Source organism: Pseudomonadota bacterium, from assembly GCA_027620075.1.
In the GTDB taxonomy this organism is placed as follows: domain Bacteria; phylum Pseudomonadota; class Alphaproteobacteria; order Rickettsiales; family UBA6187; genus 1-14-0-20-39-49.
The window spans coordinates 208,373-234,628 of the sequence record JAQCEY010000002.1; the positions used below are offsets into that span (position 1 = coordinate 208,373).

Sequence of the window (26,256 nt, forward strand, 5' to 3'; positions counted from 1 at the left end):
TTTTTTATTAGCGATAGTGTTTAAAAATAAGAGTGTTAATTTGCTAATAAACATACCAAGGATAACAAGGCAACATACTAAAATAGGAGATAATCTAATGATTTCAGGGCTTTCTAGTAAAGTGAGTTCTCACTTTAAAACCATTTTATATACGGGATTTTTTAGTTTAGCATTAGCTTCAACGAGTAATGCCGCCAGAGTCAGCGTAAATAACTGGCAACATTGCGGTAAAACAGTAGATATAAAAACGCATCTGAACAATTTTAACAACAACTACTTAAGTGCAACAAGCGACCTTGGTAAATTATCCGTAAGAACCGGCAAGGACGGCACTACAAAGTTTACCATACAATGTTTTACAGGCGATAATAAGATTGCACTTAAAACGAGTCAGAACAGATATGTTGTCGCAGTGGGTGATACTATAAAGGCAGACAGGACAAAGGTCGGAAACTGGGAAAAATTCGAAGTTCACACCGGAAACAGCAGCGGTCGCTTTGCCTTCAAAAGTAGTCACGGCAAATATATGGTAGCAGAGCCTAACCGTACCGTAAAAGCCGACAGAACAAAGATAGGAAGCTATGAAAGCTTCGTTTTAGAAAGCGGCGGAAGTACCTCGGGAGGGGGCGATACAACTAAAGGAATTATAAACGCTGACGAAGGATATGCACGCAAAGAGGGTAGCAGCTACCCGAAACATAAACCTACAAATCAAATCGGTAATGCCATATATGACGGAGGACTATCTGCTTCCGCTCTATGTTTTAACGTTAGCGGAACAAAAATTTGTGCCTCTGATTTTAAACATTCGGTAAAAAGTAGTGCCGGTGGTCATACAGGCGATAAAGCACCTTCTAGGAAGTTTGCAATACCTAAAAGAAGCGGCTCTGACTATTCTTTAATTGCCGTAAGTGGTGGCGGTCCTCACTTTAATCGCAATAATGAGCGTACTCGTGTTAGAATTGATAGCTCACCGGACTGCCATATTATCGGTCATAGGGGCGGCGATGATAAATCACTTTATTTAGTAAAAAGAAAAAATAATAACAGTTGTCACTTTACTTCTGATGGTGCTACACAATTTATGAATATTTCTACTAGCGGTAAAAAATTAACACTAATGTGCGGTAACACTCTCGATCCGATGTACGATCAAAAACCTACTGCATTTTCACCAAGACTAAAAACCGGTGAAATGGCAATATTTGGCGGCGATGACCCTGAGCATAGCTCGACTCGTATAAAAAACCTTAACGACGCTATTAATCCGAGTGAAAGTTCACGTAAGGCCATGTTCTTCCCGGAAAATAAGAAATTTAGCTTTGATGACCACATAATATTTACGCAAGGTAACCCATCGGGTCTTTACGGCTCAAACGGAATGAAGCGTAACGGAGCCTTCTTAATTCTAAAAGTCGGAAACGAAGAAGGTGACACAGGTAAGATTACCAAAGATTCGGCAGGTCATAATAATTGTGTAAATAAGTAAGTTATATTTTATAGCATAATTTAAAAAGAGGCGGTAATAAAATACCGCCTCTTTTTTTACCTCAGATAAGCCAGATTAACAAATTATTAAGAATTAGGCATTATAATCAAAAGCATAACCAAACATGCTAATTCAAACAAACAGGCAAAATGGATCCGTATCAGGCAGTAGCGTTTGCGTTTTTTCTTGGAGTTATTTACTATTATACCCGTTCAGGACAAGCTCACTATAATAAAGCCATGTCTTTTATGCGTAGAAACGAAAATGAACGGGCTATAAAAGAATTAATTCAAGCTGCAAAAAAAGGTTATGTAGAGGCGATGTATGAATTTGGTTGCATATGTAGCCGAACCGATAATTATCCGGAAGCAATAAAGTGGCTCAAGAAAGCGTCTGATAAATCACACGCAAAAGCTCAGACGAAGCTAGGAACATTGTATCTTCAAGGAGAGGGGGTTAGCCAAAATTATCAGCAGGCAATATTATATTTCCAAAAGGCTCTATCTAACAACGATCAGGACGCATTGATGAATATAGCATTGATGTATATGCAAGGATTAGGGATTGAACAAAATAACAATAAGGCAATGGAAATGCTGGAAAAAGCCGCAGAAAAAAGCAGTGCAAAAGCCTGCTATGAACTGGGAGAGATATATTTTAACGGAAAAGGAGTACAAAAAGATTCTGCCAAAGCATTTCAATGGTATAAAAAATCATCGGAGATAGGCTATATTGACGCTGCAAAAAAACTTGCATTCCTATACAGTAAGGGTGACGGTATAGAAAAAAACTATAAAGAGGCGTTACACTGGTACAATGTCGCAGCTAATAATGGCGATGAAGACTCAATGATGGAAGCAGGAATGATGTATCTTGACGGCAGAGGCACTTTGCAAAGCGATAAAAAAGCGGCTGAACTTTTTGAAAAAGCCGCCCGGAAAGGGAATCAACAAGCTAAGATAATACTTGAAAAAATGAACTACCGACTTGATGACCTGCCAAAAGCAGGTTAATACTCATTATTTAATAGCTAAGTTTCCCATTAATCGGTTTTCCCACTAAAATTAGTATTTCTAAATTTATTGATAGAAGCTCTTGAAGTCGCAATCCCAGACTTGTTCGAGAATATTATTCTACTTTGATTATATATCTCGCACAAGGCGAGTATGAAAATAATATGCTATACTAAATATATATAACCTTTATATTACCTTTCAATTTTATTATTAGAAATATTATGTTATCATTTAGTAACGATACATGTATTTATAAAAACAAATGTTATGACAGAAATAGACAAAAACGAATATTATTTAAAAATACCTTCCGGCTACAAAACCGAAATTGACGGATGCTTTGTAGAGCCTATTATTTATCAGCCCACTCCAAAAGGAGCTACGATAATTGCGGATTACTACAATGACAAATACGATTTATCGATTTCGGTAATAGATCACTCACAAAACGTACCGCAAGGTAGCGATTTAAAAGCCCGTTTTCAAGAATTTAGAAATACCGTTAAAAATTTAACCTTAGAGCCTGACAAACCTAAAGGGTTCATTCTAATGCACGGTCAAAACCATTCTGTTCCCGTTATAATGTCTAAAGAAACACAAGAAGACGGTTCAACAAAAGATTTTATGATAATATTTGACTCAACATCGGGTTCTAGGACTAAAGGATATTATCCTATTGCCAATATGTACCCCGAACAACAACTACTACTTAATAACGGCACAAGGCAAGCTGACGGTCAATCATGTATAACCGATTCACCGGCAATTTTAAAAGATGCATTAAGGATAGAAAAATTAGGTACAAAACTACTTGAAAGATCATTTAATTACGATGAATACTCGGCACAACAGAGAGAAAAAGAAGGGAGACCACCGAACAGGTTTCAATCAGCTCCCGTTGAAAATGACAACTTCCTTGTATTTGAGATGCCTTCATCATTATGCAAAACCGCTCAGATATCGAACTTCTTAGAAAAGAACAATGCCGACCTTGATAGCCCTATTATTTCAAACAAAAGTGATGCTATTTCTTTAAGCTTAAAACGTGAATCAAGCCAATCCACTGTTTCATTTATAAAGACATCTGAAAGCAACAATGAAACATTCACAGATAAAATGCTGGGTATAAACCGATATCTACACAAAAAAAGTAAACGCCACGCTGAAATAATTGATAAAAAGCTGCTTGAAATGCAAATAGAAAAAAGCGAAGTTACAACACCCGAAGAAAAAAAATGGTCAACAAAATTTACAAAAAAATCCGGCGAACCAAATGAAGACAAAGGTATGTCAATTTCCTAATAATCAACCTTAATAAAATATAAACCGTGTGCAGGAGCCGTAGGGCCGGCGACACTTCTGTTTTTTGCGTCCAGAATATCTTTTATATATTCAGGCTGCCATTTGCCCTCGCCTATGAATTTTAAAGTTCCGGTTATGTTCCTTACCATGTGGTGTAAAAAAGACTGAGCGGACACAGATATCCGTATAAGTTCGCCATTTTTTTCTATCCTAATCTCATCAAGGGTCTTTACCGGAGAATTTGACTGACATTGCGAGTCCCGAAAGCTTGTAAAATCGTACTGCCCTATTAAATATGAAGCAGCTTCTTTCATTTTATCAACATCAAGTGCAACAGGAACGAACCACGCCCTTCCCTCCTCTATAGCAACCGGTGCACGGCGGTTTATAATCCTGTAAACATAATATCTCTTTTTTGCACTGAAACGTGCGTGAAAATCCTTATTAACATTCTCACAATCCACAACTACTATTTTATTAGGTCTTATATGCTGATTTATAGCTCCCATAACCTTCAATGGCGGCATTATCTTTTGCATATCAAAATGAGCGACCTGACCTAATGCATGCACTCCGGCATCTGTTCTTCCTGCAACATGCAGCCGCACATTTTCGCCTGAGAATTTTTCAATAGACTCTTCAATACATTGTTGTATCGACATAGCATCACTTTGCCTTTGCCAACCGACAAGACCCGTTCCGTCATATTCAATAGTTAACTTATATCGGTTCATAATAGCACCAAAACAAATAAAAAAGGCGGCAATCCTTTAGACTGTCGCCTTTTTTAGAACAATGAGTGATATTAGTAAACTCTAATTTCAACACGACGCATTTCGCGATTCTCTTCTTTTTCTTTATCGAACCAGCCTTCACCACGAGCAGCAGTTTTTATATCTTCAGGTGCAAGACCTTTTTTCATTAGCTCGCTACTAACGCTTTCCACTCTTTTCATAGAGATGATTTTGTTAGTCTGCTTACTTCCGATACTATCGGAATAACCGATAACTTTGATTTTCTTGTCTTCCTCTTTCGCAAGGTTTGCTACTTCATTAAGTTTTGCTCTATCTGCTTGTGAGATTTGAGCACTTCCGGAATCAAAATATACCGAATATTTTTCTCCCATCATACTACACCCTGATAACATTCCTGCTACAAGGACAGTCCCGATAACTTTGCTAGCGTTCATATCGCTCTCCTTTTAATTAAAGTTTTTAACTGTAGCTAAATGCCACAGCTTCAGTAACACTAACAAATGCAATCTGCGTGCCAACTTATGATAGAATAAGATTTAGCCTTATTATACTTGGTTATTAGAAGGTTTTTGGAATACCAATAAATAGGCGATTAGCTACGCAATTGTTACAAACACGAACACTATTGTATCATTTTCGATTATATATTAGTTGTAAATACAACTAATAAGTACAAAAAAGGAGCTTTAAAAGCTCCTTTTTAATATAATATTCTTTAAGCAACAATAAGCTACGAGTCCATTTGTTGGCGTTTACGATCTAACTTACGTCGTCTACGATCGGACTCAGCACCTCTACGCTTTTTCTTCTCAGACTCTTTTTCATAATGCCTGCGAAGTTTCATCTCGCGAAAGATGCCTTCACGTTGCATTTTCTTTTTAAGAGCTCGAAGAGCTTGCTCGATATTACCGTGTACAGAAACTTGAACCAAGTTCAATACCCCCTTTAAAGGATTAGTAGTTAAACAAATTCCCCCGACAAACGAGAGAAGTAACTTATTAAACTATAAAGCCAATAAGTCAATACTTTATTGATTTATAATTTACACATTATATATTAAAATGAGCAAAAAATAAAGACATGGTATTTATTATGCAGGAAAAACGTGAAAAAATCCTTAAAGAGGCATTAAAAATAGTCCCGTTTGAAGGCTGGACTAATAAAACCCTTATAGAAGCGACTATATCCGCAAATCTTGAAAAGCAATACGCCAAGATTGCCTTTCCAAGCGGCGTTGCCCAATTAGTAGAATATTACTTACGTGATTTGGACTGTAAAATGTTGGATAAGCTAAAAGGGCAGAAATTTGATAACCTTAAAGTCCGTGAAAAAATAGCCCTCGCCATAAAAACAAGGCTGGAAATTGCCGAACAAGAAAAATCGGCGATACGTAAAACGGTTTCTTATTTTGCAATACCTTGTAATCATTTTCATTCAATGAAGTCTATATGGAAAACCGTTGACACAATTTGGTATGCAGTAGGTGATAAATCAGCCGATTTTAATTACTATACGAAAAGAAGCCTTCTGGCAGGCGTATATAGCAGCACATTGCTATATTGGCTAAATGATAAATCGGACAACCACGAAAATACATGGAAGTTTCTAAACAGGCGGATTGAAAATGTAATGATTATTAATAAGGCAAAAAGCTCATTTAGTAATTCATTTACAACATTAAACCGTAACAAAAAACACGCATAGATATACAATTAAACTTAAGCAAAGTAGTCATGGAGTAGTTCCCTATTGAACTCTTCTCATGGGCAGAAAAAAATCATACGCTGTTAGCACCAGTCTATTCTCGTCTTTTACAAGAAATTTCCAATGGCACCCTTTAGCCTCTATATAGGAATTTGCATATACCGTTCCCTTGCCCTTTTCATTTTGACTGTAGGAAACTTTAAAAGCACTCGCATTACAACGCTCTTCTTCATTGTTTGATTCTTTGAATTTTATACGTATGGCATCACTTTTCACAGATAATATAAAAGAATCTGACATAATTTTTTCTGCATTTTTTTTATGGTATTCACGAGAAAAAGCATTTAAATCTACTTCCCATTCTCCATTTAGATAGTTTTCAGCCTGTTCTTCGGTTTTTATGTCGTATGTATCTGATGAAAGAATATATTCATCACATATTTCGCCAAACTTACCTCTCGGACAATCTGACAATTCATTTAACTTCGACATCTCATATTTATTATCTTGCAATAACTCAGATGCTAAAGCTATGCCATTAACATTTAACAGCATTAAAAACAAAATAATGTAATAATTAGCATTGAACATCTTTAAATAACCCTTTAATCGGAATATTTTAAATTATATATCATGAACTTAATTTTACAATCAAACATTATTTGGCTGATAACCCGACAACCTTACCTACTATAACCAGTGTCGGCGGCTTTAAGTCCATTTCGCAAGCGTCTTTATATATGTTTTCCAATGTTGAAAAACATGACCTTTGATTTTTAGTAGTTCCTTCCTGAATCGCTACCGCAGGGGTGTCTTTATCTAATCCGTTCTTAATAAGATTATCGGTTATGCCGTCAAGGTTCGTAAGCCCCATATACAAAACCAAGGTGGTATCGGGACATGCTAGTCCTTTCCAGTCTAAATTGACCTCCTCACCTTTTTGTTTATGACCCGTAACAAACCTGACTCCCGTTGCAAGCCCCCTATGTGTAAGCGGAACGCCGCAATAGGCACTACAGCCGTCAGCCGCATTAACACCGGGAACAACTTCAAACGGAATATCGTGTTGAATCAGATACTCCACCTCCTCCCCTCCTCTGCCGAAGATAAAAGGGTCTCCGCCTTTCAATCTGACGACAATCTTGCCTTTCTTAGCCTCGGCAACCAGTGCGGAATTAATTTCGTCCTGCGTCATCACATGTTTTCTGCATGATTTTCCGGCATATATCCTTTCAACCGAATCAGGTATCAGGCTAAGGATTTCTTCGGATATAAGCCTGTCATAAATGACAATATCGGCAATTTCATTAATAAGACAAAATGCCTTAACGGTTAGCAGCCCTGCATCACCGGGACCTGCACCTACTATATAAACAAAAGGAGCGTCAGGTTTTGAGTATTTTATAACAATTCCCTAAAAAATCTTAATTGCCTTCGCAACGTTTTTTCATACGATTATAGGCGGCGGTAAAGCCTGACAATGAGTACCTGTCGATAGAGTATGTACCTTTTATTGAAGTACCCCTAATATCCAGATGGCTCTTTTTTATCATTAATGCAATCAACTCTTTGTCCTGCTTTGAGTCTTTAGCCCATGCCAACTCGCCTTTAGTGAACATTTCAAACTTATTGCCCTCTATATCAACCGCAACGTCGCTATTTAACTTATACTTATAACCTGAAGAGGCACTTACTTCAAAAACATCATCATTTAATCTGGTAACCAACAAGTAAGGATCTCCACGCTTAGTATAGTTGCCCGTTTTGCTTATAGGAAAGCTCGCCATATAGCAAGCAACCTTTCCTTGCAGATTTGTAGTATATACCGTCCAGTCCTTATACTCTTTGTCAACAACCTGAGCAAAAGCCACACCTGAATATGCTAATACGACAAAGCCGAATAACGGCGATAAAAAATTCTTTTTCATGAGGTAAAAGCCCTTCCTTACTATTAATACATTTAACAGAAATTAACCCTAATTTAATATCATTATAGATAACGCTTTAGAAGCTCTAAATCAAGTTGTTTATCGCAAAAATTATAACTATTTCAAAGCAATTTTATAACCGGTCTTATCGGTAATTATTATATCATTACCGATATCTATCTTTTTCCTTAAGCGATATATATGGGTTTCAAGTGTATGCGTGTCTACATCACCCGAATAACCGAAAACCAGCTCAAGCAGTTTCTTTTTATCTATAATATCAGGATAAGCATTAATCAATGAAACAAGTATCTTTGACTCGGTGTCGGTCAAATCTATCTTATCGCCGCCATTTATTAACTCATTACCTTTAAAATTAAATATAAAATCCTGAATTTTATATTTATAACCTAAAATTAAATTCTCAACAATAGCAAAAAGCGAATTTAATTTATAAGGAAGCTCAATATCCTTACCGACAAATATACAATTCTCATTTTTATAGTCGCTTTCACCGATATCACTTGCAACAACGGTAATATCGTTAACAGGCTTATTTTGAAGATATTCCGCCAATGAGTCATATTTAATGAAAAACAGCTCTGAGTTCAAACTGCTATAACCCGATAACAAGTCAAAAAAATCATCTTTTTTAGTAATTACGCTTACCTGCACACCATACCCGCTTGTATCTTGCTCATTTTTAATATAAAAACCTAAATATAATAAATTTTGGCATTGCTAACCAAAATAGTTAACACTCTTTAAGTTGCGTCATTCCTGTGAATTTACGTATGTAAATTATAGGGGAATCTCAGGTAATTTGAACAAGATTACCCTATAATTTTGTTATACAAAATTCGGGTAATGACGTAAAACTATTTTGGTTAGCAACGCCAAAATTCAAATTTACTATAACCTGAATATTAACTTGGAAATTATATGCTACTTGATAAAAAATCAAAGATATTATTATCAATTGAACGGGCTATAAACGAAATTAAGCTAGGACTTCCTGTAATTATAAAATCAGGAAATGAAGCAATATTAACAATTTCCCCTGAAACAGCTAATCGTAAACTACTGGAAAAAATCGCAAAACAGCACGAAGTAAAATTAACAATTACACAAAATAGATTGAATTTTATAAATAACAATAACAACGCAGCTTCAAATCAAACTATTGCTATTAGCCCACAAAATCTTTCGGATATTCCGCAAATTTGCGGACTTGAAGAAATATCACAAATTAACAGCACGGGCGGCAAGAAGGCTTCCGAAACTGAAAATGAGGCAATCGAGCTAAGCAGACTTGCCGAACTTATACCCTCAATGATAACATTTGATTATAATAACGAATATGACACGGAAAACATATCGGTAATAACAAAGGAAGAAATACACGAGTATAAACGCATAATATCTCTTGAGCTAAACGAAGCGTGTAGGACTAAGCTTACTTTAAGGCATGAAATACAAAGCGAGATTATAGCGTACAGGTCTAATATAGGTGGCAAGGAGCATTATGCGATAATGATAGGACAAATCTCTGACACCCCCATAATTAGGATACATTCATCTTGCTACACCGGTGATTTGCTTGATTCCCTAGCCTGTGACTGCCACGACCAGTTACATACCGCAATCGAGTTCATGAACAAAGAAGGCGGCGGCATTATATTATATATGCTACAAGAAGGCAGGGGAATAGGTCTTATTAATAAATTACGTGCATATACCCTGAAAGAAAAAGGATTTGATACGGTAGATGCTAACGAAGCTCTTGGATTCAACGATGATGAACGCCTATTTGAACCTGCCGCTACTATCTTAAAGAAGTTAAATATAAACCAAGTACAACTTCTAACTAACAACCCAAAAAAAGCAAAGGGTCTGGAGGAGTGCGGAATTAAAGTAATCAAATGCGTTCCGCATATTATGGAAACCAACAAACATAATGAAAGTTATATCAAAACAAAATCTGAACGACTCGGACACAAAATTTAACAGAAATAAAAAGCGAAAACGCTATACATGCGTTAATGTCAGTTGTTTTTGTATGAGTTATCTTATTTTAGAATCCTAATCTAATATTGTTTTTTTAAAATTTCCTTCCTTTTTTCCTTTAATATTATCTCTTTAAATTGCCTGAATAGTATCAATTCAAGATGAGGATATACGTTGTTAACTATCGTTTCCATTCCTGCCTGATTAGGGTGTATCCTGTCTGCCAATGTCAGGTCTGTATTTCCGGCGATATCTTTTAAAATGTTCGGGTATAATTCTATTTTGTATTTATCTGCAAGATATTCATACATACTTTGAAATTTATCCTGATATTGCGGGTGTGCCCCTTTTGGCAACTTTACCCCGGTTAATAGAATCTTCACATTGTTTTGTTGTAGCATTTGTACGATACTTGCCAGATTGGCATAGGTTGTCTGAGGTTTTAGTTGTGAAAAAGCATCATTTGACCCCAGTGCCAATATAACAATGTCAGGTTTAAAATCTAACACTATCTGCACTCTTTCAAGCGCAAGTTGCGTCGTTAGTCCCGTAAATGTTCCGTCAAGAACCTGTATATTGTCGTACCCTTCAGACTTCAATTTACGTTCAAGTGATTTTTTGAAAGTGTATTCTGCATCTAGACCCAATCCTGAGACCAGACTGTCTCCGAAAACTATTACTTTTACTAACTTCTGTTTATTTTTTGATTTAGTATCCGCATCACTTTTTTGGGAATATGCGACAGTTGTATCAAAAAAAAAGAAAAGAACAAAAAATATTACTAAATACTTCATTTAACTAATTTTATTTTTCTATAATCTAAAATATTATTCTATAACAAATTATAATCAAATTCAACTTACAATGAACGTTTCGTGTTATTTTCAATTGCAAAATTCATTTATGTAGTTTATCTACATGTACAAATATATAGAATACATAAAGGGTTTTAAGTTATGCATCTTACAAATGAGGTTAAGCAGATTTTAAGCGGTTATGAAAGTGATAACCCCGGAACAAAGACTAATTTATCCAGAATCTTAATGCACGGCAAGCTTGGCGGAACGGGGAAACTTGTTATACTTCCTGTCGATCAGGGATTTGAACATGGTCCTGCCAGAAGTTTTGCTCCTAATCCTGATGCATATGACCCTCACTATCATTATAAGCTGGCAATTGATGCAGGTTTAAGTGCATATGCCGCACCACTTGGAATGCTTGAGGCGGGAGCCGATACTTTTGCAGGTGCAATTCCTACCATTTTAAAGGCAAATAGCTGCAACTCGTTAGCACCGGGCATTAGAGATCAGGCTTTGACGGGAACTGTAAGAGATGCGTTAAGGTTGGGTTGTTCGGCTATCGGGTTTACGATATATCCGGGTTCGGATATGGCATTTAATATGATGGAAGAAATAAAAGATATGGCTTTAGAGGCTAAGGCTAATGGAATTGCCGTAGTTATATGGTCATATCCTCGTGGCGGTGAAATATCTAAAAAGGGTGAAACTGCCATAGATATAACTGCATATGCGGCACATATGGCAGCCTTGTTGGGTGCTCATATCATAAAAGTTAAGCCTCCTACGGACTATCTGGAGCAAGAAGAGGCAAAAAAAACTTATAAAGATAATAACATTGCAATTTCTACCATGAAGGAGAGGATAGCACATATTAAAACCGCTTCTTTTAACGGACGCAGGATAGTTGTGTTTTCAGGTGGTGCTAGTAAGGATACTGACGGCTTGCTAAATGAGATACGTGAAATACGAGATGGCGGCGGTAACGGCTCTATAATCGGTCGTAATACGTTCCAACGTCCTCGTGGGGAGGCAATAAACTTGTTGAACAGCATCATAGATATATACTTAGGTAAAAATTAATATGCCGGCAAAAAAGCAAAATAAGCTCAAAAAGTTATTAGCAAATCTCAGAAAGCCGAAGCCTACGGTTGCCGTATTGCGTCTAAGCGGCGTAATAGGTACGGTAGGTATGGCTAAAAAAGGGCTTTCACTTGACGAGTTAAATGAAGAGATAGAAAAAGCATTTGAATTGTCGGGGCTTAAAGCCGTTGCTTTACAGATAAATTCTCCCGGTGGCTCTCCCGTGCAATCTGAATTGATATATAAACGCATAAGAATGCTATCGGAAGAAAAGAAAATTCCGGTTTACTCATTTGTAGAGGACGTGGCGGCATCGGGCGGCTATTGGCTTGCCTGTACAGGTGATGAGATATATGCGTCTGAAAGCTCGATAGTGGGCAGTATAGGAGTTATTTCGTCAGGTTTTGGCTTTGTAGAGGCTATTAAGAAGCTCGGTATTGAACGCAGGGTATATACGCAAGGTGAAAATAAGTCGATTTTAGACCCGTTCCAAAAGGAAAACCCTAATGATATTGAGATTTTGAACAATCTACAAAAAGACGTGCATGAATCATTCAAGAATCTGGTTCGCACCCGTCGTGAGGGGAAAATAAAGAAAACCAACGAGAAAAAGCTGTTTAGCGGCGAGTTCTGGAACGGCGTAAAAGGAAAAGAGTTAGGGCTGATTGATGATATCGGCGATATGCACTCTGTTATAACTGAAAAATACGGCAAGAAAATTAAATTTGAGAAAATATCCAAGCCTCAAGGCTGGTTAAAGAAAAAATTGACGGGAGCGTCCCTGTCCGTAACTGACGGTATTACAAGCTCTATCGCCGAGAAAATTATCTGGAACCGTTTCGGGCATTAGAATAACAGATACTATAACATTTATGCTTATTATAGCAACAATGCTAACTCTTTACTTGAAAAACAAGTCTTTTTCGGCTACATATCAAACCATAATTATGTATTTAAAGAGTTTTAAAAATGAACGCTGCAAAAACTAAGGCTCCTCTGTCGTTTCAGGGAATGATAATGGCTTTACAACAATTCTGGACGGAACATGGTTGTATAATATTACAACCATACCACACCGAGGTTGGAGCAGGAACATTACACCCTGCAACGGTTTTAAGGGCTTTGGGTTCAGGTTCATGGAATGTTGCTTACGTACAGCCGTCAATCAGACCAAAAGACGGCAGATATGGTGAGAACCCTAATAGATTGCAGCATTACTATCAATATCAGGTGGTTTTGAAGCCCTCCCCTGAAAATTTACAGGAATTATACTTAAAAAGCCTGAGAGAAATCGGCATAGACACTATGAAGCATGATATCCGTTTTGTTGAAGATGACTGGGAAAATCCGACGGTAGGAGCTTGGGGACTAGGCTGGGAAGTCTGGTGTGACGGCATGGAAATATCACAGTTTACCTACATGCAGCAGGTTGGCGGAATTGACTGCTCCCCCATACCCGGTGAGTTAACTTACGGATTAGAGCGTATTGCCATGTATATTCAGGGCAAGGAAAGTGTTTATGATATATTATGGAATGATGAAGGTGTTTTATACGGCGATGTGTTTAAGCAAAATGAACGGGAGTTTTCAGCATATAACCTTGAATATGCAGATGCCGAGATATTATTCAGGCATTTTGAGGATTATGAAAGGGAATGTTTGTCATTAGTTGCAAAAAATCTTCCCCTTCCCGCTTATGACTTCGCCTTAAAAGCCAGCCACCATCTTAATCTGCTTGACGCAAGGGGGGTTATAGGTGTAACAGAGCGTGCGGCTTATATAGGTCGTGTAAGGACTTTGGCAAAGGCATGTTGTGAAAAGTGGGTTGAAAACTGCTAGGGTATAAAAAATGATTACAATGTTAAAGGCAAAATTGCACCGAGGTAAGGTTACTGAGGCAGACCTTAATTATGAAGGGTCGATAACCGTTGACCGTGACCTTTTGGACGCTGCCGGAATATTAGTTTATGAGCAGGTTGACGTTCTGAATATCAATAACGGCAACAGGTTTACTACCTATACGATTCCCGGTGAGAGGGGCAAAGGCGAAATATGTGTAAATGGGGCGGCTGCAAGGCTTGTCCAGAAAGATGATTTGGTGATAATCTGTTCATATACGCATATGGAAGAGGCAAAAGCTCGTAATTTCGAGCCAAGAGTTATCTTGTTAGATGAAAATAATAGAGTGAAAAATAATGGCACAATTGCTGCTTGAACTATTTAGTGAAGAAATCCCTGCCGGTCTTCAAATAAAGGCATGTAAGGATTTTGAAGAGGGTATCGGTCAGAAGCTGAATGATTCATCTATTGAGTTTGAGTCGGTAAATGCTTATTCTACCACAAGGCGTGTGGCTGTGGTAGTAGAAGGAATCCAAAGGACACAAAAAACAAGCATTGAAGAGCGTAGAGGTCCTAGGGTCGGCTCTCCAGATAAGGCTATTGAGGGTTTTTTAAGTTCAACCGGTTTAAAGATTGATGAATTAGAACAAAGAACGACAGATAAAGGCGATTTCTATTTTGCAGTCATAAAGAAGGAAAGTAAATCCGTATCCGATACGCTGGCTAAAGTTTTACAGGATTTTATATCGTCATACACATGGGCTAAGTCAATGTATTGGGGAGAACATAAGATTCGCTGGATTCGCCCCCTGCATAATATACTCTGCCTGTTCGACGGTGATGTTTTGCCGATACAGTTCGGTCATATAACTTCAAATAACAAAACTTCAGGACATAGATTCTTAGGTAAAAAGGATATTGAGGTAACTGATTTTTCTGATTATAAGCAAAAATTAGAACAAAATTCGGTTATTTTGGATATCGAAGACCGTAAGGAAATTATTTCAAAAAAAATAAACGAGCTTGCAAAATCAGTCGGTTTAAAAGTAAAAGAAGATTCTAAGCTTCTTGAGGAAGTTGCCGGATTAGTTGAGTTTCCCGTTCCATTGCTCGGCACTATTGAAGAAAAATTTATGTCGGTTCCGCAGGAAGTTTTGATAACTGCAATGCGTTCGCATCAAAAGTATTTTTCCGTAGTTGACGATAAGAAGAAAATCGCACCTTATTTTATTACCGTTTCAAACATAAAATCATCTGACGACGGTAAGCAGATAATTGCCGGAAATGAACGGGTTCTACGAGCCAGACTGGAAGATGCTAAGTTTTTCTGGGATACCGATAGAAGAAACACGCTTGAGTCAAAAATAGAATCCTTGAACAAGGTTATATTCCACGCAAAGCTAGGTACGGTTGCACAAAAAGTTTCACGCATTACCGATTTGTCAAAATTTTTAGCAGTATGGGTTCCGCATGCAAATCTGGTGTTAGTAGAAAGGGCTGCAAAATTAAGCAAAGCCGATTTAACTACTGAAATGGTCGGCGAATTCCCTGAGTTGCAAGGCTTTATGGGAAGCTATTACGCCATAGAAAGCAAAGAAGATAACGAAGTAGCCGATGCGATAAAAGAGCATTATAAACCCGTAGGACCTAATGATGCATGCCCGAAAGCCCCTCTAAGCGTAGCTGTGGCAATTGCGGATAAGATAGATACTTTAGTCGGATTATTTGCTATAAATGAGAAGCCTACAGGCTCAAAAGACCCCTACGCACTACGCCGTGCCGCATTGGGCGTTATTCGTCTTATTGTTGAAAATAAACTGCACGTTCCTCTGAAGTTGTTGATTGAAAAGTCAATGTCAAAATATCCTCCGGCATTATTTAAAATAGAATCACAAAATAAAAAACGTAAGTTGATACCGGTAGGTGGAAAAAAACGAAATGCTAAGTTCAGGCAGCTTAGGACTACGAAAGAACTACTTGATTTTATTGCAGATAGATTGCGTGTCCTGTTAAAAGACCGGAATATCCGTCATGATATAATTCAAGCAGTTTTTGATGACGGCAATGAAGATGATTTAACCCGTCTTGTAGCAAAAGCCGAGGCTTTACAGGATTTTTTAGACAAAGAGGACGGGATCAACCTGCTTGCCGCATATAAACGGGCTACTAATATAGTGTTAGCAGAGGAAAAAAAGGACAACGTATCCTATTTTGAAGAGCCTGATGTAGGCTTTTTAGAAGCAGGTGAAGAAAAATCCATATATAAAATATTCAACGAAATAAAACCTGTTATCAAACAGGCTTTAAAAGATGATGATTTTGTACTTGTAATGAAAGAGTTGGCAAAGCTTCGTAAACCGGTTGATGAATTTTTTGATAATGTTACCGTTAACTGTGAAGATAAGGATATTAGAAAAAACAGGTTATACCTTCTTTCCCAGTTGCGTGAGTTTTTGAATAATGTTGCTAACTTTAGTAAAATAGAGGGTTAAGCAATCCGAAACATCAAAAACGGTACAAAAAAGATAATTTAACCTTGCAAAAAGACATCTATTGTCTTATTAACGCAAAACAAAACTTTTAGTTTTGTCGGAGGATTAATTCTAATGGGTATTACACATATGAATAAATGGGTCTATAATTTTGGAGATGGTTCGGCAGAAGGAAACGCAGGCATGAAAGAATTGCTTGGCGGAAAGGGGGCTAACCTTGCTGAAATGTGCTCTTTAGGGCTTCCTGTTCCTCCGGGATTTACAATAACTACCGAAGTTTGTACTGCCTATTATGAAAATAACCGTAATTACCCTGCCGACCTTGAAATGCAGGTTAATGAGGCTTTAACTAAAATTGAAGACACTTTAGACAAAAAATTCGGTGATGCACAAAACCCTTTACTGGTTTCTGTGCGTTCGGGTGCTAGGGCATCAATGCCCGGTATGATGGATACGGTTTTAAACCTAGGCTTAAATGATGCTACTGTTGAAGGTCTGGCTCAAAAAAGCGGCAATGAAAGATTCGCATATGATAGCTACAGACGCTTCATACAAATGTATTCTGACGTGGTTTTAGGTGTTGACCACTATCACTTTGAGGATTTGTTAGAACAGAAAAAACAGGATAAAGGTGTTTTTCAAGATACCGATCTTGATTCTGAAGATTTAAAGGATTTAGTTTCCCAATATAAGCTGAAAGTTGAAGAAGAAATAAGCAAAGAGTTCCCGCAGGACGTAAACGAGCAGATTTGGGGGGCTATTAATGCGGTGTTCGGTTCATGGATGAACTCACGTGCAAAAACATACAGGCGACTTAACGAGATTCCTGAAAGCTGGGGAACTGCCGTTAACATTCAGTCTATGGTATTCGGTAATATGGGTAGTGATTGTGCTACCGGGGTTGCGTTTACACGTAATCCGTCAACAGGAGATAATGAGTTTTATGGTGAATATCTCGTAAATGCACAAGGAGAGGACGTTGTAGCAGGTATAAGGACTCCTCAACAGATAACTATTGACGGTAAGAACAAACAAGATAGCGACCTTCCGGCTATGGAAGAAGAGATGAATGATGTTTATAAGGAACTTGTAGATGTTTATAAAAAGCTTGAAAAGCATTATAAGGATATGCAGGATATTGAGTTTACCGTTCAGGATCGCAAATTATGGATATTACAAACCCGTAACGGAAAAAGAACAGCTGCGGCGGCTATAAAGATAGCCGTTGATATGGTAAATGAAGGGATTATAAGCAAAGAAGAAGCTATAAGCAGAATTGACCCTGCTTCACTTGACCAGTTATTACACCCTACTCTTGACCCGAAAGCACATCGCAGAGTAATTGACCGAGGTCTTCCGGCTTCTCCGGGGGCTGCATCGGGTGCGGTTGTATTTACCGCCGAAGACGCTGAAAGAAAAGTAGCTTTAGGTGATAAGGTTATTTTAGTGCGTATCGAAACAAGCCCCGAGGATATTCACGGTATGCACGTTTCAGAAGGTATATTAACTGCTCGTGGCGGAATGACATCACATGCGGCGGTTGTGGCGCGTGGCATGGGTAAGCCATGTGTTTCAGGTGCAGGCGGCGTTAGGATAGATTACAAGACTAAAACTTTCAAAGCCGGGAATACGGAAGTATCCGAAGGTGATATAATTACTATTGATGGCTCTAGCGGAGAGGTTATTTTAGGTAGCGTTCCTACAATTCAGCCTAATTTATCAGGTGATTTCAGCCAGATTATGAAATGGGCAGATGATGTGCGTGACTTAAAAGTGCGTACTAATGCGGAAACTCCCGAAGATGCGGCTACCGCAAGAAAATTCGGTGCCGAGGGTATCGGTCTTTGCCGTACCGAGCATATGTTCTTTGATGCAAGCCGTATTGTTTCAGTGCGTGAGATGATATTAGCGGAAAATGAAAAGGGTCGCCGCAAGGCATTAGCAAAATTGCTACCTATGCAACGAGAGGATTTTGTCGAGCTATTTAATATAATGGAAGGTCTACCGGTTACTATCCGCCTTCTTGACCCTCCTTTGCATGAGTTCTTACCACACACCGCTTTAGATATGGAAGAAGTTGCAAAGTCAATCGGTGTTAGCGTCGATGATGTAAAAAGGCGTGCCTCACAACTTGCCGAGCATAATCCGATGCTTGGGCATAGAGGGTGTCGCTTGGGCATAACTTACCCTGAGATATATGAAATGCAGTCAAGAGCTATTTTTGAGGCCGCCGTTCAGGTAAGCAATGAGGGAACTTCAGTAATTCCTGAAGTGATGATTCCTTTGGCGTTAAGCAAAAAGGAGCTGGAAATATTAAAAGCCGTTATTGTTAAAGCCGCAAATGCAGTGTTTGAAGAAAAAGGCAAAAAGATTGATTATCTTGTAGGAACAATGATAGAGCTTCCTCGCGCCGCTTTAAAAGCAAATGAGTTAGCCGAAGAAGCGGAGTTCTTTAGCTTCGGCACTAATGACCTTACGCAAACTACGCTTGGAATTTCACGTGATGATTCGGCTTCATTTATAGGTGCTTATAAAGAGGCGGGTATTTTTGAGCATGATCCGTTCGTGCGTCTTGACAGAGAAGGTGTCGGTGAGTTGATATCAATTGCTGCGACACGTGGACGCAAAACAAGAAAGGATATTAAGCTCGGTATATGCGGAGAGCATGGCGGAAACCCTGATTCCGTACATTTCTGTCAGGAAATCGGTTTAAATTACGTTTCTTGCTCGCCTTATCGTGTTCCTATAGCAAGGCTTGCTGCGGCACAGGCTGCTTTGGCAAATAAAGCAAAGGCTAAAAAAGTAGCTTAAAACTCGTCATACAATTATAGTAAATTAACTTTTCAACAACGCTGTCATCCCCCGAATTTTCGCAGAAAATTATAGGGGGATCTCATTTAAATTTATAGAGATACGTACCCGTACAAGGTGGATATAACAATTCTTTCTGAAAAGTTAAATTACTATATTATACGGTTAGTTTATCTTAAAGCGAAATCAGCTTCTCGGCTGCCGAGCGTGCCTCGGTAGTAATTTCATCACCTGCAAGCATACGTGCTATTTCTTCACGTCGCTCATCTAAAGTAAGAGGGCGGACATTGGTGTTTGTCCGATTTTTCGTTTGGATTTTTTCTACCTTTAAATGGTAATTACCCTTTGATGCAACTTGTGGCTGGTGGGTTATAGCAAATACTTGCAATTTATTTCCTAGCTTTGCAAGCCTTTTGCCTACTGCGTCAGCTACCGCACCGCCAATGCCCGTATCAACTTCATCAAATATCATGGTGGGAACGGACTTTACATCCGATAGCACCACTTTTAATGCCAATACGAATCTTGACAACTCGCCGCCTGACGCAATTTTAGAAATAGGGGCAAATGGTGCGCCGGGGTTGGTTTTTACAAGAAAGTTGACTTTGTCAAAACCGTCCGCCCCCCATCTTTCCTCTGTTTTTTGTTCGATTTCTACTTTTAATTTGGTATTTTCCATTTTTAGCGGGGCAAGTTCTTCCATTAACGCCTTTTCGATTTTTTTTGCAGCTATTGTTCTGGATTTATTTAATTCCGTAGCCGCCTCAATATATTTTATCTTTGCCGCTGCAACTTCTTTTTCAAGATTAGCTATTATTTCATCTTTATTGGCTATTGAATCCAGCTTTATTTTTACTTGCTCAATATATTCCTCCAAATTGTCGGAGATTACATTGTGTTTTCTGGCTGCGTCTTTTAGTGCAAAAAGCCTTTCTTCAATTTCTTCCGGATTTTCTGCGGAATCATCAATCTTTGATGCTTCGTTATTTAAAAGGTGAACTGCCTCGGTAACCTCAATAATTGCCCTGTCGATAACCTGTGATATCTCATCAAATTTAGGGTTAATATCAACCGAGCTTATCAGAGTGTTTTGTACAGACCTTAAGATATTTTCTACATTCCCCTCTTCTAGCAAAACAAACGACTTGTTAATCGCCTCAATAGACTTATCTCTGTTTAACAACATATTACGTTTTAAAGTTAACTCATCTTCCAGACCTTTTCTAGGTGATAATGCCTCAAGTTCCCGTAGGACAAATTTTAGGTATTCTTCATCAGATGCAGCTTTGGCTTCAGATTCTTTAAGCTCGGTTAATTTGTTTTTTAAAGAGTTATATTCCTGATAAGCATTTTTAGTTTTTGATAATTCTTTATCATTTTTAGCGAATTGATCTAATAAAAAGCGGTGTGTTTTTGGATTGAGCAAGCCTCTTTGGTCGTGCTGACCGTGTATTTCTATAAGTTGCTGGGCAAAAGTTGAAACAAAACCGGCACTTACGGGGCAGTCATTTATGAAAGCCTTGCTTTTGCCGTCATCAAATATAACACGCCTTAAAAGAACTTCTTCATCTACATCAATACCTTGCTCGGCTAACAGGTTTTTTAATAACGGATTATTGGAAATGTTAAAACTTGCGGTAACCGAGCCTTGCTTCTCCCCTGCCCTTATTAACGATGTTGAGCTTCTGTTTCCTATAGCAAGCCCAAGCGAATCAAGCAATATTGACTTACCGGCTCCTGTTTCTCCTGTTAAAACGCAAAATCCATTATCAAAAGGTATATCCAGTTTGTCGATTAATACTATATTACTTACATATAGATTTGTTAGCATATTATTCTTTGTTATTTTTATATTTTCTTAAATTTCGCATCCACGTTTTTTCTTCTTTATCCTCTTTTACAGTACCGTCTATTTCATCTGAAAGGTCTTGTGTATCGTCACTTTTCGGACTTGTTTTACTAAATATATCCAAGCTTCCCCAGCTAGAAAAATCGTACCACTTGCCTTTTATATCCTTTTGAGCATCGGCAGTGAGTTTCTTACCTTCAAGTATGCGGTAGGTTTTCGCATACCACGGGCTGTCAGGAAAGTTATATCCTAATACCGCACCATATTTTACAGCTTCTTCACGCACCCCGAGTATAGTATAAGCCTCAACTAATCTGTGCAGGGCTTCGGGTACATGTGAAGTTGTTTGATAATCTTTTACAACATTCTGGAAACGGTTAATTGCAGCTATGGTATTGCCTTGTTTTAAATAGAAACGCCCGACATTTACTTCCTTTCCTGCCAAATGGTCAACTACCAGATCAAGTTTTAGCCTTGCATCATTGGCATATCTGCTGTTTGGAAATCTTGATATAACCTCCTGTAGTGCCGAACGTGCATAAATAGAATTGCCCTGATCTTTATCTACGGTTGAGATTTGTCTATAAAAACTTAAAGCCCTCAAATAATATGCATAAGCAATATCTTCGTTACCGGGGTGCAGTTTTGTGAATCTTTCGAGCTTCAAAAGTGCGTCGTCATATTGCTCATCTTTAAAGCTTGAATATGCAGACATTATCTGTGATTTTGTCGCCCACTTGGAATAAGGGTATGTTCTTTCAACTTCCTCAAACCCTTCAATAGCATCATCATAATTTCTTCTGTCTAAGTTTGTGATAGCTTTATTATACATAGCCTCAACTGAAATAACTTCCTCGACTTCATCTTTCTTTTTTAAGGCAGAACAGGAAGTGATTAAAAATATGCAAACTATTGAAGAAAATATTTTAAAGAAATTCATATCCATATGCTCCGCTATGTCTATTTTCATACTAAATTTATTTCAGTACGACAAGTTACACTGATAAAGTTCACTATAGGAAATAACTTAATAATTTCCAGTAAATTAATCAATCCCCACCAGAGAATTTGCAAAAGATTCCGCATTGAACGGTTTCAGGTCTTCTATGGACTCACCGACACCGATTGCATGTATGGGCAATGCAAATTGTTTTGCAAGGCTTACAACAACTCCACCCTTTGCCGTGCCGTCAAGTTTAGTAACGATTATACCGTTAAGATTGACCATTTCGCCAAAAACTTTAACCTGACTATTGGCATTTTGCCCTGTAGTTGCATCAAGCACTATAATGCTGTTATGCGGAGCTTCTTCATCAAGTTTTTTTATTACTTTGATAATTTTAGTGAGTTGCTCCATAAGATTTTTTTTATTTTGCAGTCTTCCTGCGGTATCTATCATCAGAATATCTGCATTTTCTTCTTTTGCTTTAACAAAAGCCTCGTATGCAACGCTGGCAGGGTCAGCCCCTTCTTTGCCTTTTATTAAAGGACAACCCGAACGCTCCGACCAAACTTCAAGCTGCTCGACTGCTGCTGCACGGAAAGTGTCACACGCTGCTATTACGACCTTCTTGCCTTCTTTTTTATAGTTATTGGCTATTTTTCCGATAGTTGTAGTTTTCCCCGTTCCGTTAACTCCGCACATTAATATTACCTGCGGCTTTTTCCCCGTTAACTGTATGGGCTTTGCCACCGGTTCAATTATTCGGGCTATATATTTAGCCAAATCCTGCTTTATTTCCTCGGTTGTTACTTCCTTATCAAACTTATCTTTCGCTATTTTTGAAGTAATATAAGAAGCAGTTTGCACGCCCATATCGGAAGTTATTAAAAGGTCTTCTAAATCCTGCAATGTGTCATCATCAAGTTTTTTTCTGACGAAGATATCTTTAATGCCGTCATTTAGCTTTGAGGAGCTTTTATTTAGACCTTGCTTTAGTCTTTTAAGCCAGCCTTTTTGCTCGGCTTCTTCAGATTGCGGAGGTGTTTTTGAAGGCTCGGCAATTAAAGGCTCTTCTATCTGTGTTTGTGCAATAGTAACTTGTTCCGGCTCGTTTGCCGTATCATTATTTTCAGTTATAGGCGACTCGGAAGGAATCGGGTCAGAGGGCTGATCTTCCTGGGCATTTACCGCCTCAGGATTAATATCTTTTTTTTCTTTTTTCTTTTTTTTCCCGAATCCAAACATATCTTATGCAGCCTTATCTTTACTGCTTTTTTTCTTAGGCTTTAAATAATGCTTCAGATACTCGCCTGTAATACTATTCTTGCTAGCAGCTATTTCTTCAGGAGTACCGAATCCCACAAGGTTTCCGCCCTTATCACCGCCACCCGGACCTATATCAACTATATGATCGGCAGTTTTTATCACATCAAGGTTATGCTCTATCACTATAATGGTATTGCCGCCATCTACTAATTTATGAAGCACTTTTAACAACTTACCGATATCTTCGGCATGAAGACCGGTTGTCGGCTCATCAAGTATATATAAGGTACGTCCTGTAGAACGCTTGGAAAGCTCTTTGGCAAGCTTAACCCTTTGTGCCTCTCCACCCGATAAAGTCGTAGCGGATTGCCCCAGCTTAATATAGCCTAGCCCCACTTCCTTTAGTGCTTCCATTTTTTCTTTGATAACAGGAACTTTAGCAAAAAATATGTCGGCTTCTTCAACATTCATATTAAGAACGTCAGCTATAGATTTGCCTTTATATTTTACTTCCAAAGTTTCACGGTTATAACGCTCCCCATGACAAGCGTCACAATTTACATAGACATCAGGCAGGAAGTGCATTTCAATTTTTATCAGACCGTCACCCTGACAAACTTCACAACGACCGCCTTTTACGTTAAATGAGAAACGACCCGGTTTATATCCCCTCGCCTTTGATTCCGGCAGGTTTGTGAACCAGTCACGTATAGGACCGAAAGCCCCTGTATAAGTTGCCGGATTTGAGCGCGGCGTTCTACCTATCGGTGATTGGTCTATCTCGATTATCTTATCTATTGTTTCTAATCCGGTTATGGAATCGTGCATTCCGGGAGTTACTTTAGTGCCGTTTAGTTTTTTAGTAACGGCTTTATATAATGTTTGTATCACAAGGCTTGATTTACCGCCGCCCGATACGCCTGTTACACATGTAAACGCACCCAGTGGCAGGGTTACATCAATATTTTTCAGGTTATTTGCCCTTGCACCCTTTATTTTTATTGATTTTTTCTCACTCCAACTTCTGCGTTTTTCAGGTATAGGAATAGATTTTTTACCGCTTAGATATTGACCCGTAATACTTTCCTTGCTTTTCATTACTTCTTCGGGAGTACCTTTTGCAATGATATTACCGCCGTGGATACCCGCACCAAGCCCCACATCAATAAGGTAATCCGCCTGACGCATGGTGTCTTCATCATGCTCTACCACTATAACGCTATTACCTAAATTTTTTAGTCCTTGCAGTGTATTTAAAAGCTTTTGGTTATCGCACTGGTGCAGACCGATTGAAGGCTCGTCCAACACATACAAAACACCGCTTAAGCCAGAACCTATTTGAGATGCAAGCCTTATACGCTGGCTTTCTCCACCTGATAGCGTTCCCGATTCACGGTTTAACGTCAGATAATTCAATCCGACATTATCCAGAAATTCCAATCTTTTATTTAACTCTCTTAATATGCGTTCGGATATTGCTTTTCTTGTTTCATCTAATTTATCATACAAGCTGCCGAACCATTCTACGGCTTTACTGATAGTGAAATTTGCAGTTTCTCCGATATTTAACCCTTCAATTTTCACACAAAGAGATTCAGGTTTTAATCTGTGTCCGCTACATGCGTGACATTTTGTAAGATCCTGATATTTCTCCAACTCCTCACGCAACCATGAGCTATCAGTTGATTTCCAGCGTTTATTTAAGCTATTTACAACACCTTCAAACTCTTTTTTAAGCGTGAAGCTTCTTGAGCCTTCGTCATAATCGAATGTTATTTCTTCTTCGCCTGAGCCGTAAAATATAACTTCTTTGATATTCTCCGGCAAATCTTTGAAAGGCGTGTTTAAGTCAAATTTGTAGTGCTTAGCCAGCCCATGTAATGTTTGATCGACCTGACGTGAGTTAGCCTGCGCCCAAGGTGCTATCGCCCCTTTGTTCAGTGCTATGTTGTCATGCGGTACTATCAGCCTAGGGTCAAAGAAAACTTCTGTTCCAAGACCGTCACACTCGGTACATGCACCGTAAGGGCTGTTGAATGAGAACATTCTAGGCTCGATTTCCTCTAATGTAAAACCTGATACCGGACATGCAAATTTTTCAGAAAATACGATTCGCTCGCCTTTGGAGTAATTGCCTTTATAATCTTTAGGAAGGCTGACTATATCGACATATAGTATTCCGCCTGATATACCGAGCGATGTTTCTATTGAGCTAGGCAAGCGATTGCCCAAATCTTCTGCTACTGCAATACGGTCAACAACCACTTCCATATTATGGTGTTTATTCTTATCAACGGTTGGTAGGTTTGTAACTTCATGCAGCTCACCGTCAATCATAAAACGAGTAAAGCCCTGCTTCTTAAGTTCAAGTATCTCACGGCTATGCTCGCCTTTTCTTCCCCTTATAAACGGTGCTAATATATATAACTTAGTGCCTTCAGGAAGGGTCAATATCCTATCGACCATTTCAGAGATGCTCTGGCTTTTTATCGGTTGTCCGGTAGTTGGTGAATAAGGCACACCTATGCGTGCAAACAAAAGACGCATATAGTCATATATTTCGGTAACCGTAGCAACCGTTGAGCGTGGGTTTCTCGATACCGTTTTCTGGTCTATCGCAATGGCAGGTGAAAGCCCTGATATTGATTCTACATCGGGTTTGCCTTGCATTTGCAGGAACTGTCTGGCATAAGACGATAAACTTTCTACATATCGCCTCTGCCCTTCTGCGTAGATAGTATCAAAAGCAAGTGATGATTTGCCCGAACCGCTCAGTCCGGTTATAACAACCAGTTTATTTCTAGGAATGTCTATACTAATATTTTTTAAGTTGTGTTCTTTTGCACCGACTACTTTGATGAATTCTTCCATTTTGCCTCTTAAGATATAGTATAACTTCCAAGCTGTGCATTTTACATACATATCCCACAATAAGCAAGGAGTGAATGTAAGTTATGCCGGGGAGCGTTCAATAA

General features: G+C 38.5%; 23 protein-coding genes. 11 read left to right on the forward strand and 12 right to left on the reverse strand.

The genetic code is table 11. From position 1 onward, the window contains the following. Window positions 1-40 precede the first annotated feature (40 nt). The 3 genes from O2942_04125 (at window position 41) to O2942_04135 (ending at window position 3,807) form a co-directional block, all read left to right on the forward strand. Window positions 41-1,489 carry a hypothetical protein gene (locus O2942_04125; protein ID MDA0781435.1) on the forward strand — a complete coding sequence of 483 codons (1,449 nt, stop codon included), beginning with the start codon at window positions 41-43 and terminating at the stop codon, window positions 1,487-1,489. A 149-nt stretch (window positions 1,490-1,638) separates the two neighbouring features. After that, complete coding sequence (locus O2942_04130) at window positions 1,639-2,502, forward strand: tetratricopeptide repeat protein (protein MDA0781436.1); 864 nt, start codon at window positions 1,639-1,641, stop codon at window positions 2,500-2,502. Between the two features lie 270 nt (window positions 2,503-2,772). Then, complete coding sequence (locus O2942_04135) at window positions 2,773-3,807, forward strand: hypothetical protein (GenBank protein ID MDA0781437.1); 1,035 nt, start codon at window positions 2,773-2,775, stop codon at window positions 3,805-3,807. On the opposite strand, the gene truA is transcribed toward O2942_04135, so the two are convergent. The 3 genes from truA to rpsU form a co-directional block, all read right to left on the reverse strand. Then, window positions 3,804-4,541 (reverse strand): tRNA pseudouridine(38-40) synthase TruA, encoded by a 738-nt coding sequence (gene truA, locus O2942_04140; GenBank protein MDA0781438.1) that lies wholly within the window; start codon window positions 4,539-4,541, stop codon window positions 3,804-3,806. The genes O2942_04135 and truA overlap by 4 nt on opposite strands. Before the next feature lie 71 nt (window positions 4,542-4,612). Beyond that, window positions 4,613-4,996 carry an OmpA family protein gene (locus O2942_04145; GenBank protein MDA0781439.1) on the reverse strand — a complete coding sequence of 128 codons (384 nt, stop codon included), beginning with the start codon at window positions 4,994-4,996 and terminating at the stop codon, window positions 4,613-4,615. A 296-nt stretch (window positions 4,997-5,292) separates the two neighbouring features. Continuing rightward, the gene (rpsU, locus tag O2942_04150) at window positions 5,293-5,532 is read right to left on the reverse strand and encodes a 30S ribosomal protein S21 (GenBank protein MDA0781440.1); all 240 of its coding nucleotides are present in this window, start codon (window positions 5,530-5,532) and stop codon (window positions 5,293-5,295) included. A 122-nt stretch (window positions 5,533-5,654) separates the two neighbouring features. Between rpsU and O2942_04155 the strand changes: the two genes are divergently transcribed. After that, window positions 5,655-6,266: a COQ9 family protein gene (locus tag O2942_04155; GenBank protein MDA0781441.1), complete on the forward strand. Its 612-nt coding sequence runs from the start codon at window positions 5,655-5,657 to the stop codon at window positions 6,264-6,266. A gap of 42 nt (window positions 6,267-6,308) precedes the next feature. Here O2942_04155 and O2942_04160 read toward each other — a convergent pair whose 3' ends face one another. From O2942_04160 to O2942_04175, 4 genes are all read right to left on the reverse strand, one after another. Then, on the reverse strand, window positions 6,309-6,857 hold the full coding sequence (locus tag O2942_04160) for a hypothetical protein (GenBank protein ID MDA0781442.1): 549 nt from the start codon (window positions 6,855-6,857) through the stop codon (window positions 6,309-6,311). 67 nt (window positions 6,858-6,924) lie between these two features. Further along, window positions 6,925-7,635: a uroporphyrinogen-III C-methyltransferase gene (cobA, locus tag O2942_04165; protein ID MDA0781443.1), complete on the reverse strand. Its 711-nt coding sequence runs from the start codon at window positions 7,633-7,635 to the stop codon at window positions 6,925-6,927. 55 nt (window positions 7,636-7,690) lie between these two features. Beyond that, complete coding sequence (locus O2942_04170) at window positions 7,691-8,194, reverse strand: invasion associated locus B family protein (GenBank protein ID MDA0781444.1); 504 nt, start codon at window positions 8,192-8,194, stop codon at window positions 7,691-7,693. Between the two features lie 117 nt (window positions 8,195-8,311). Next, complete coding sequence (locus tag O2942_04175; GenBank protein MDA0781445.1) at window positions 8,312-8,869, reverse strand: winged helix-turn-helix domain-containing protein; 558 nt, start codon at window positions 8,867-8,869, stop codon at window positions 8,312-8,314. Between the two features lie 267 nt (window positions 8,870-9,136). Between O2942_04175 and O2942_04180 the strand changes: the two genes are divergently transcribed. Continuing rightward, window positions 9,137-10,201, forward strand: coding sequence for a GTP cyclohydrolase II (locus tag O2942_04180; protein ID MDA0781446.1), 1,065 nt, complete (start codon window positions 9,137-9,139; stop codon window positions 10,199-10,201). Window positions 10,202-10,281: 80 nt separating this feature from the next. Here O2942_04180 and O2942_04185 read toward each other — a convergent pair whose 3' ends face one another. Next, window positions 10,282-10,995: a GDSL-type esterase/lipase family protein gene (locus O2942_04185; protein ID MDA0781447.1), complete on the reverse strand. Its 714-nt coding sequence runs from the start codon at window positions 10,993-10,995 to the stop codon at window positions 10,282-10,284. Between the two features lie 162 nt (window positions 10,996-11,157). Here O2942_04185 and O2942_04190 point away from each other — a divergent pair, with 162 nt between their 5' ends. From O2942_04190 to ppdK, 6 genes are all read left to right on the forward strand, one after another. After that, complete coding sequence (locus tag O2942_04190; GenBank protein ID MDA0781448.1) at window positions 11,158-12,081, forward strand: class I fructose-bisphosphate aldolase; 924 nt, start codon at window positions 11,158-11,160, stop codon at window positions 12,079-12,081. Window position 12,082: 1 nt separating this feature from the next. After that, on the forward strand, window positions 12,083-12,931 hold the full coding sequence (locus tag O2942_04195) for a S49 family peptidase (GenBank protein MDA0781449.1): 849 nt from the start codon (window positions 12,083-12,085) through the stop codon (window positions 12,929-12,931). Between the two features lie 119 nt (window positions 12,932-13,050). Continuing rightward, the gene (locus tag O2942_04200) at window positions 13,051-13,920 is read left to right on the forward strand and encodes a glycine--tRNA ligase subunit alpha (protein MDA0781450.1); all 870 of its coding nucleotides are present in this window, start codon (window positions 13,051-13,053) and stop codon (window positions 13,918-13,920) included. A 10-nt stretch (window positions 13,921-13,930) separates the two neighbouring features. Further along, complete coding sequence (locus tag O2942_04205) at window positions 13,931-14,296, forward strand: aspartate 1-decarboxylase (GenBank protein MDA0781451.1); 366 nt, start codon at window positions 13,931-13,933, stop codon at window positions 14,294-14,296. Then, the gene (gene glyS, locus O2942_04210; GenBank protein MDA0781452.1) at window positions 14,277-16,412 is read left to right on the forward strand and encodes a glycine--tRNA ligase subunit beta; all 2,136 of its coding nucleotides are present in this window, start codon (window positions 14,277-14,279) and stop codon (window positions 16,410-16,412) included. Before O2942_04205 ends, glyS begins: the two co-directional genes overlap by 20 nt. A 129-nt stretch (window positions 16,413-16,541) precedes the next feature. Further along, window positions 16,542-19,223, forward strand: a complete 2,682-nt coding sequence (ppdK, locus tag O2942_04215) for a pyruvate, phosphate dikinase (GenBank protein ID MDA0781453.1) — start codon at window positions 16,542-16,544, stop codon at window positions 19,221-19,223. A gap of 175 nt (window positions 19,224-19,398) precedes the next feature. Here ppdK and recN read toward each other — a convergent pair whose 3' ends face one another. From recN to uvrA, 4 genes are all read right to left on the reverse strand, one after another. After that, the gene (gene recN, locus O2942_04220) at window positions 19,399-21,054 is read right to left on the reverse strand and encodes a DNA repair protein RecN (protein MDA0781454.1); all 1,656 of its coding nucleotides are present in this window, start codon (window positions 21,052-21,054) and stop codon (window positions 19,399-19,401) included. Between the two features lies 1 nt (window position 21,055). After that, a complete protein-coding gene (locus O2942_04225; GenBank protein ID MDA0781455.1) occupies window positions 21,056-22,042 on the reverse strand; it encodes an outer membrane protein assembly factor BamD in 987 nt (328 codons plus the stop codon). A gap of 75 nt (window positions 22,043-22,117) precedes the next feature. Next, entirely contained in the window at window positions 22,118-23,260 is a 1,143-nt protein-coding gene (gene ftsY, locus O2942_04230; GenBank protein ID MDA0781456.1) for a signal recognition particle-docking protein FtsY, read from the reverse strand. Between the two features lie 3 nt (window positions 23,261-23,263). After that, complete coding sequence (uvrA, locus tag O2942_04235; GenBank protein ID MDA0781457.1) at window positions 23,264-26,152, reverse strand: excinuclease ABC subunit UvrA; 2,889 nt, start codon at window positions 26,150-26,152, stop codon at window positions 23,264-23,266. Window positions 26,153-26,256 lie beyond the last annotated feature (104 nt).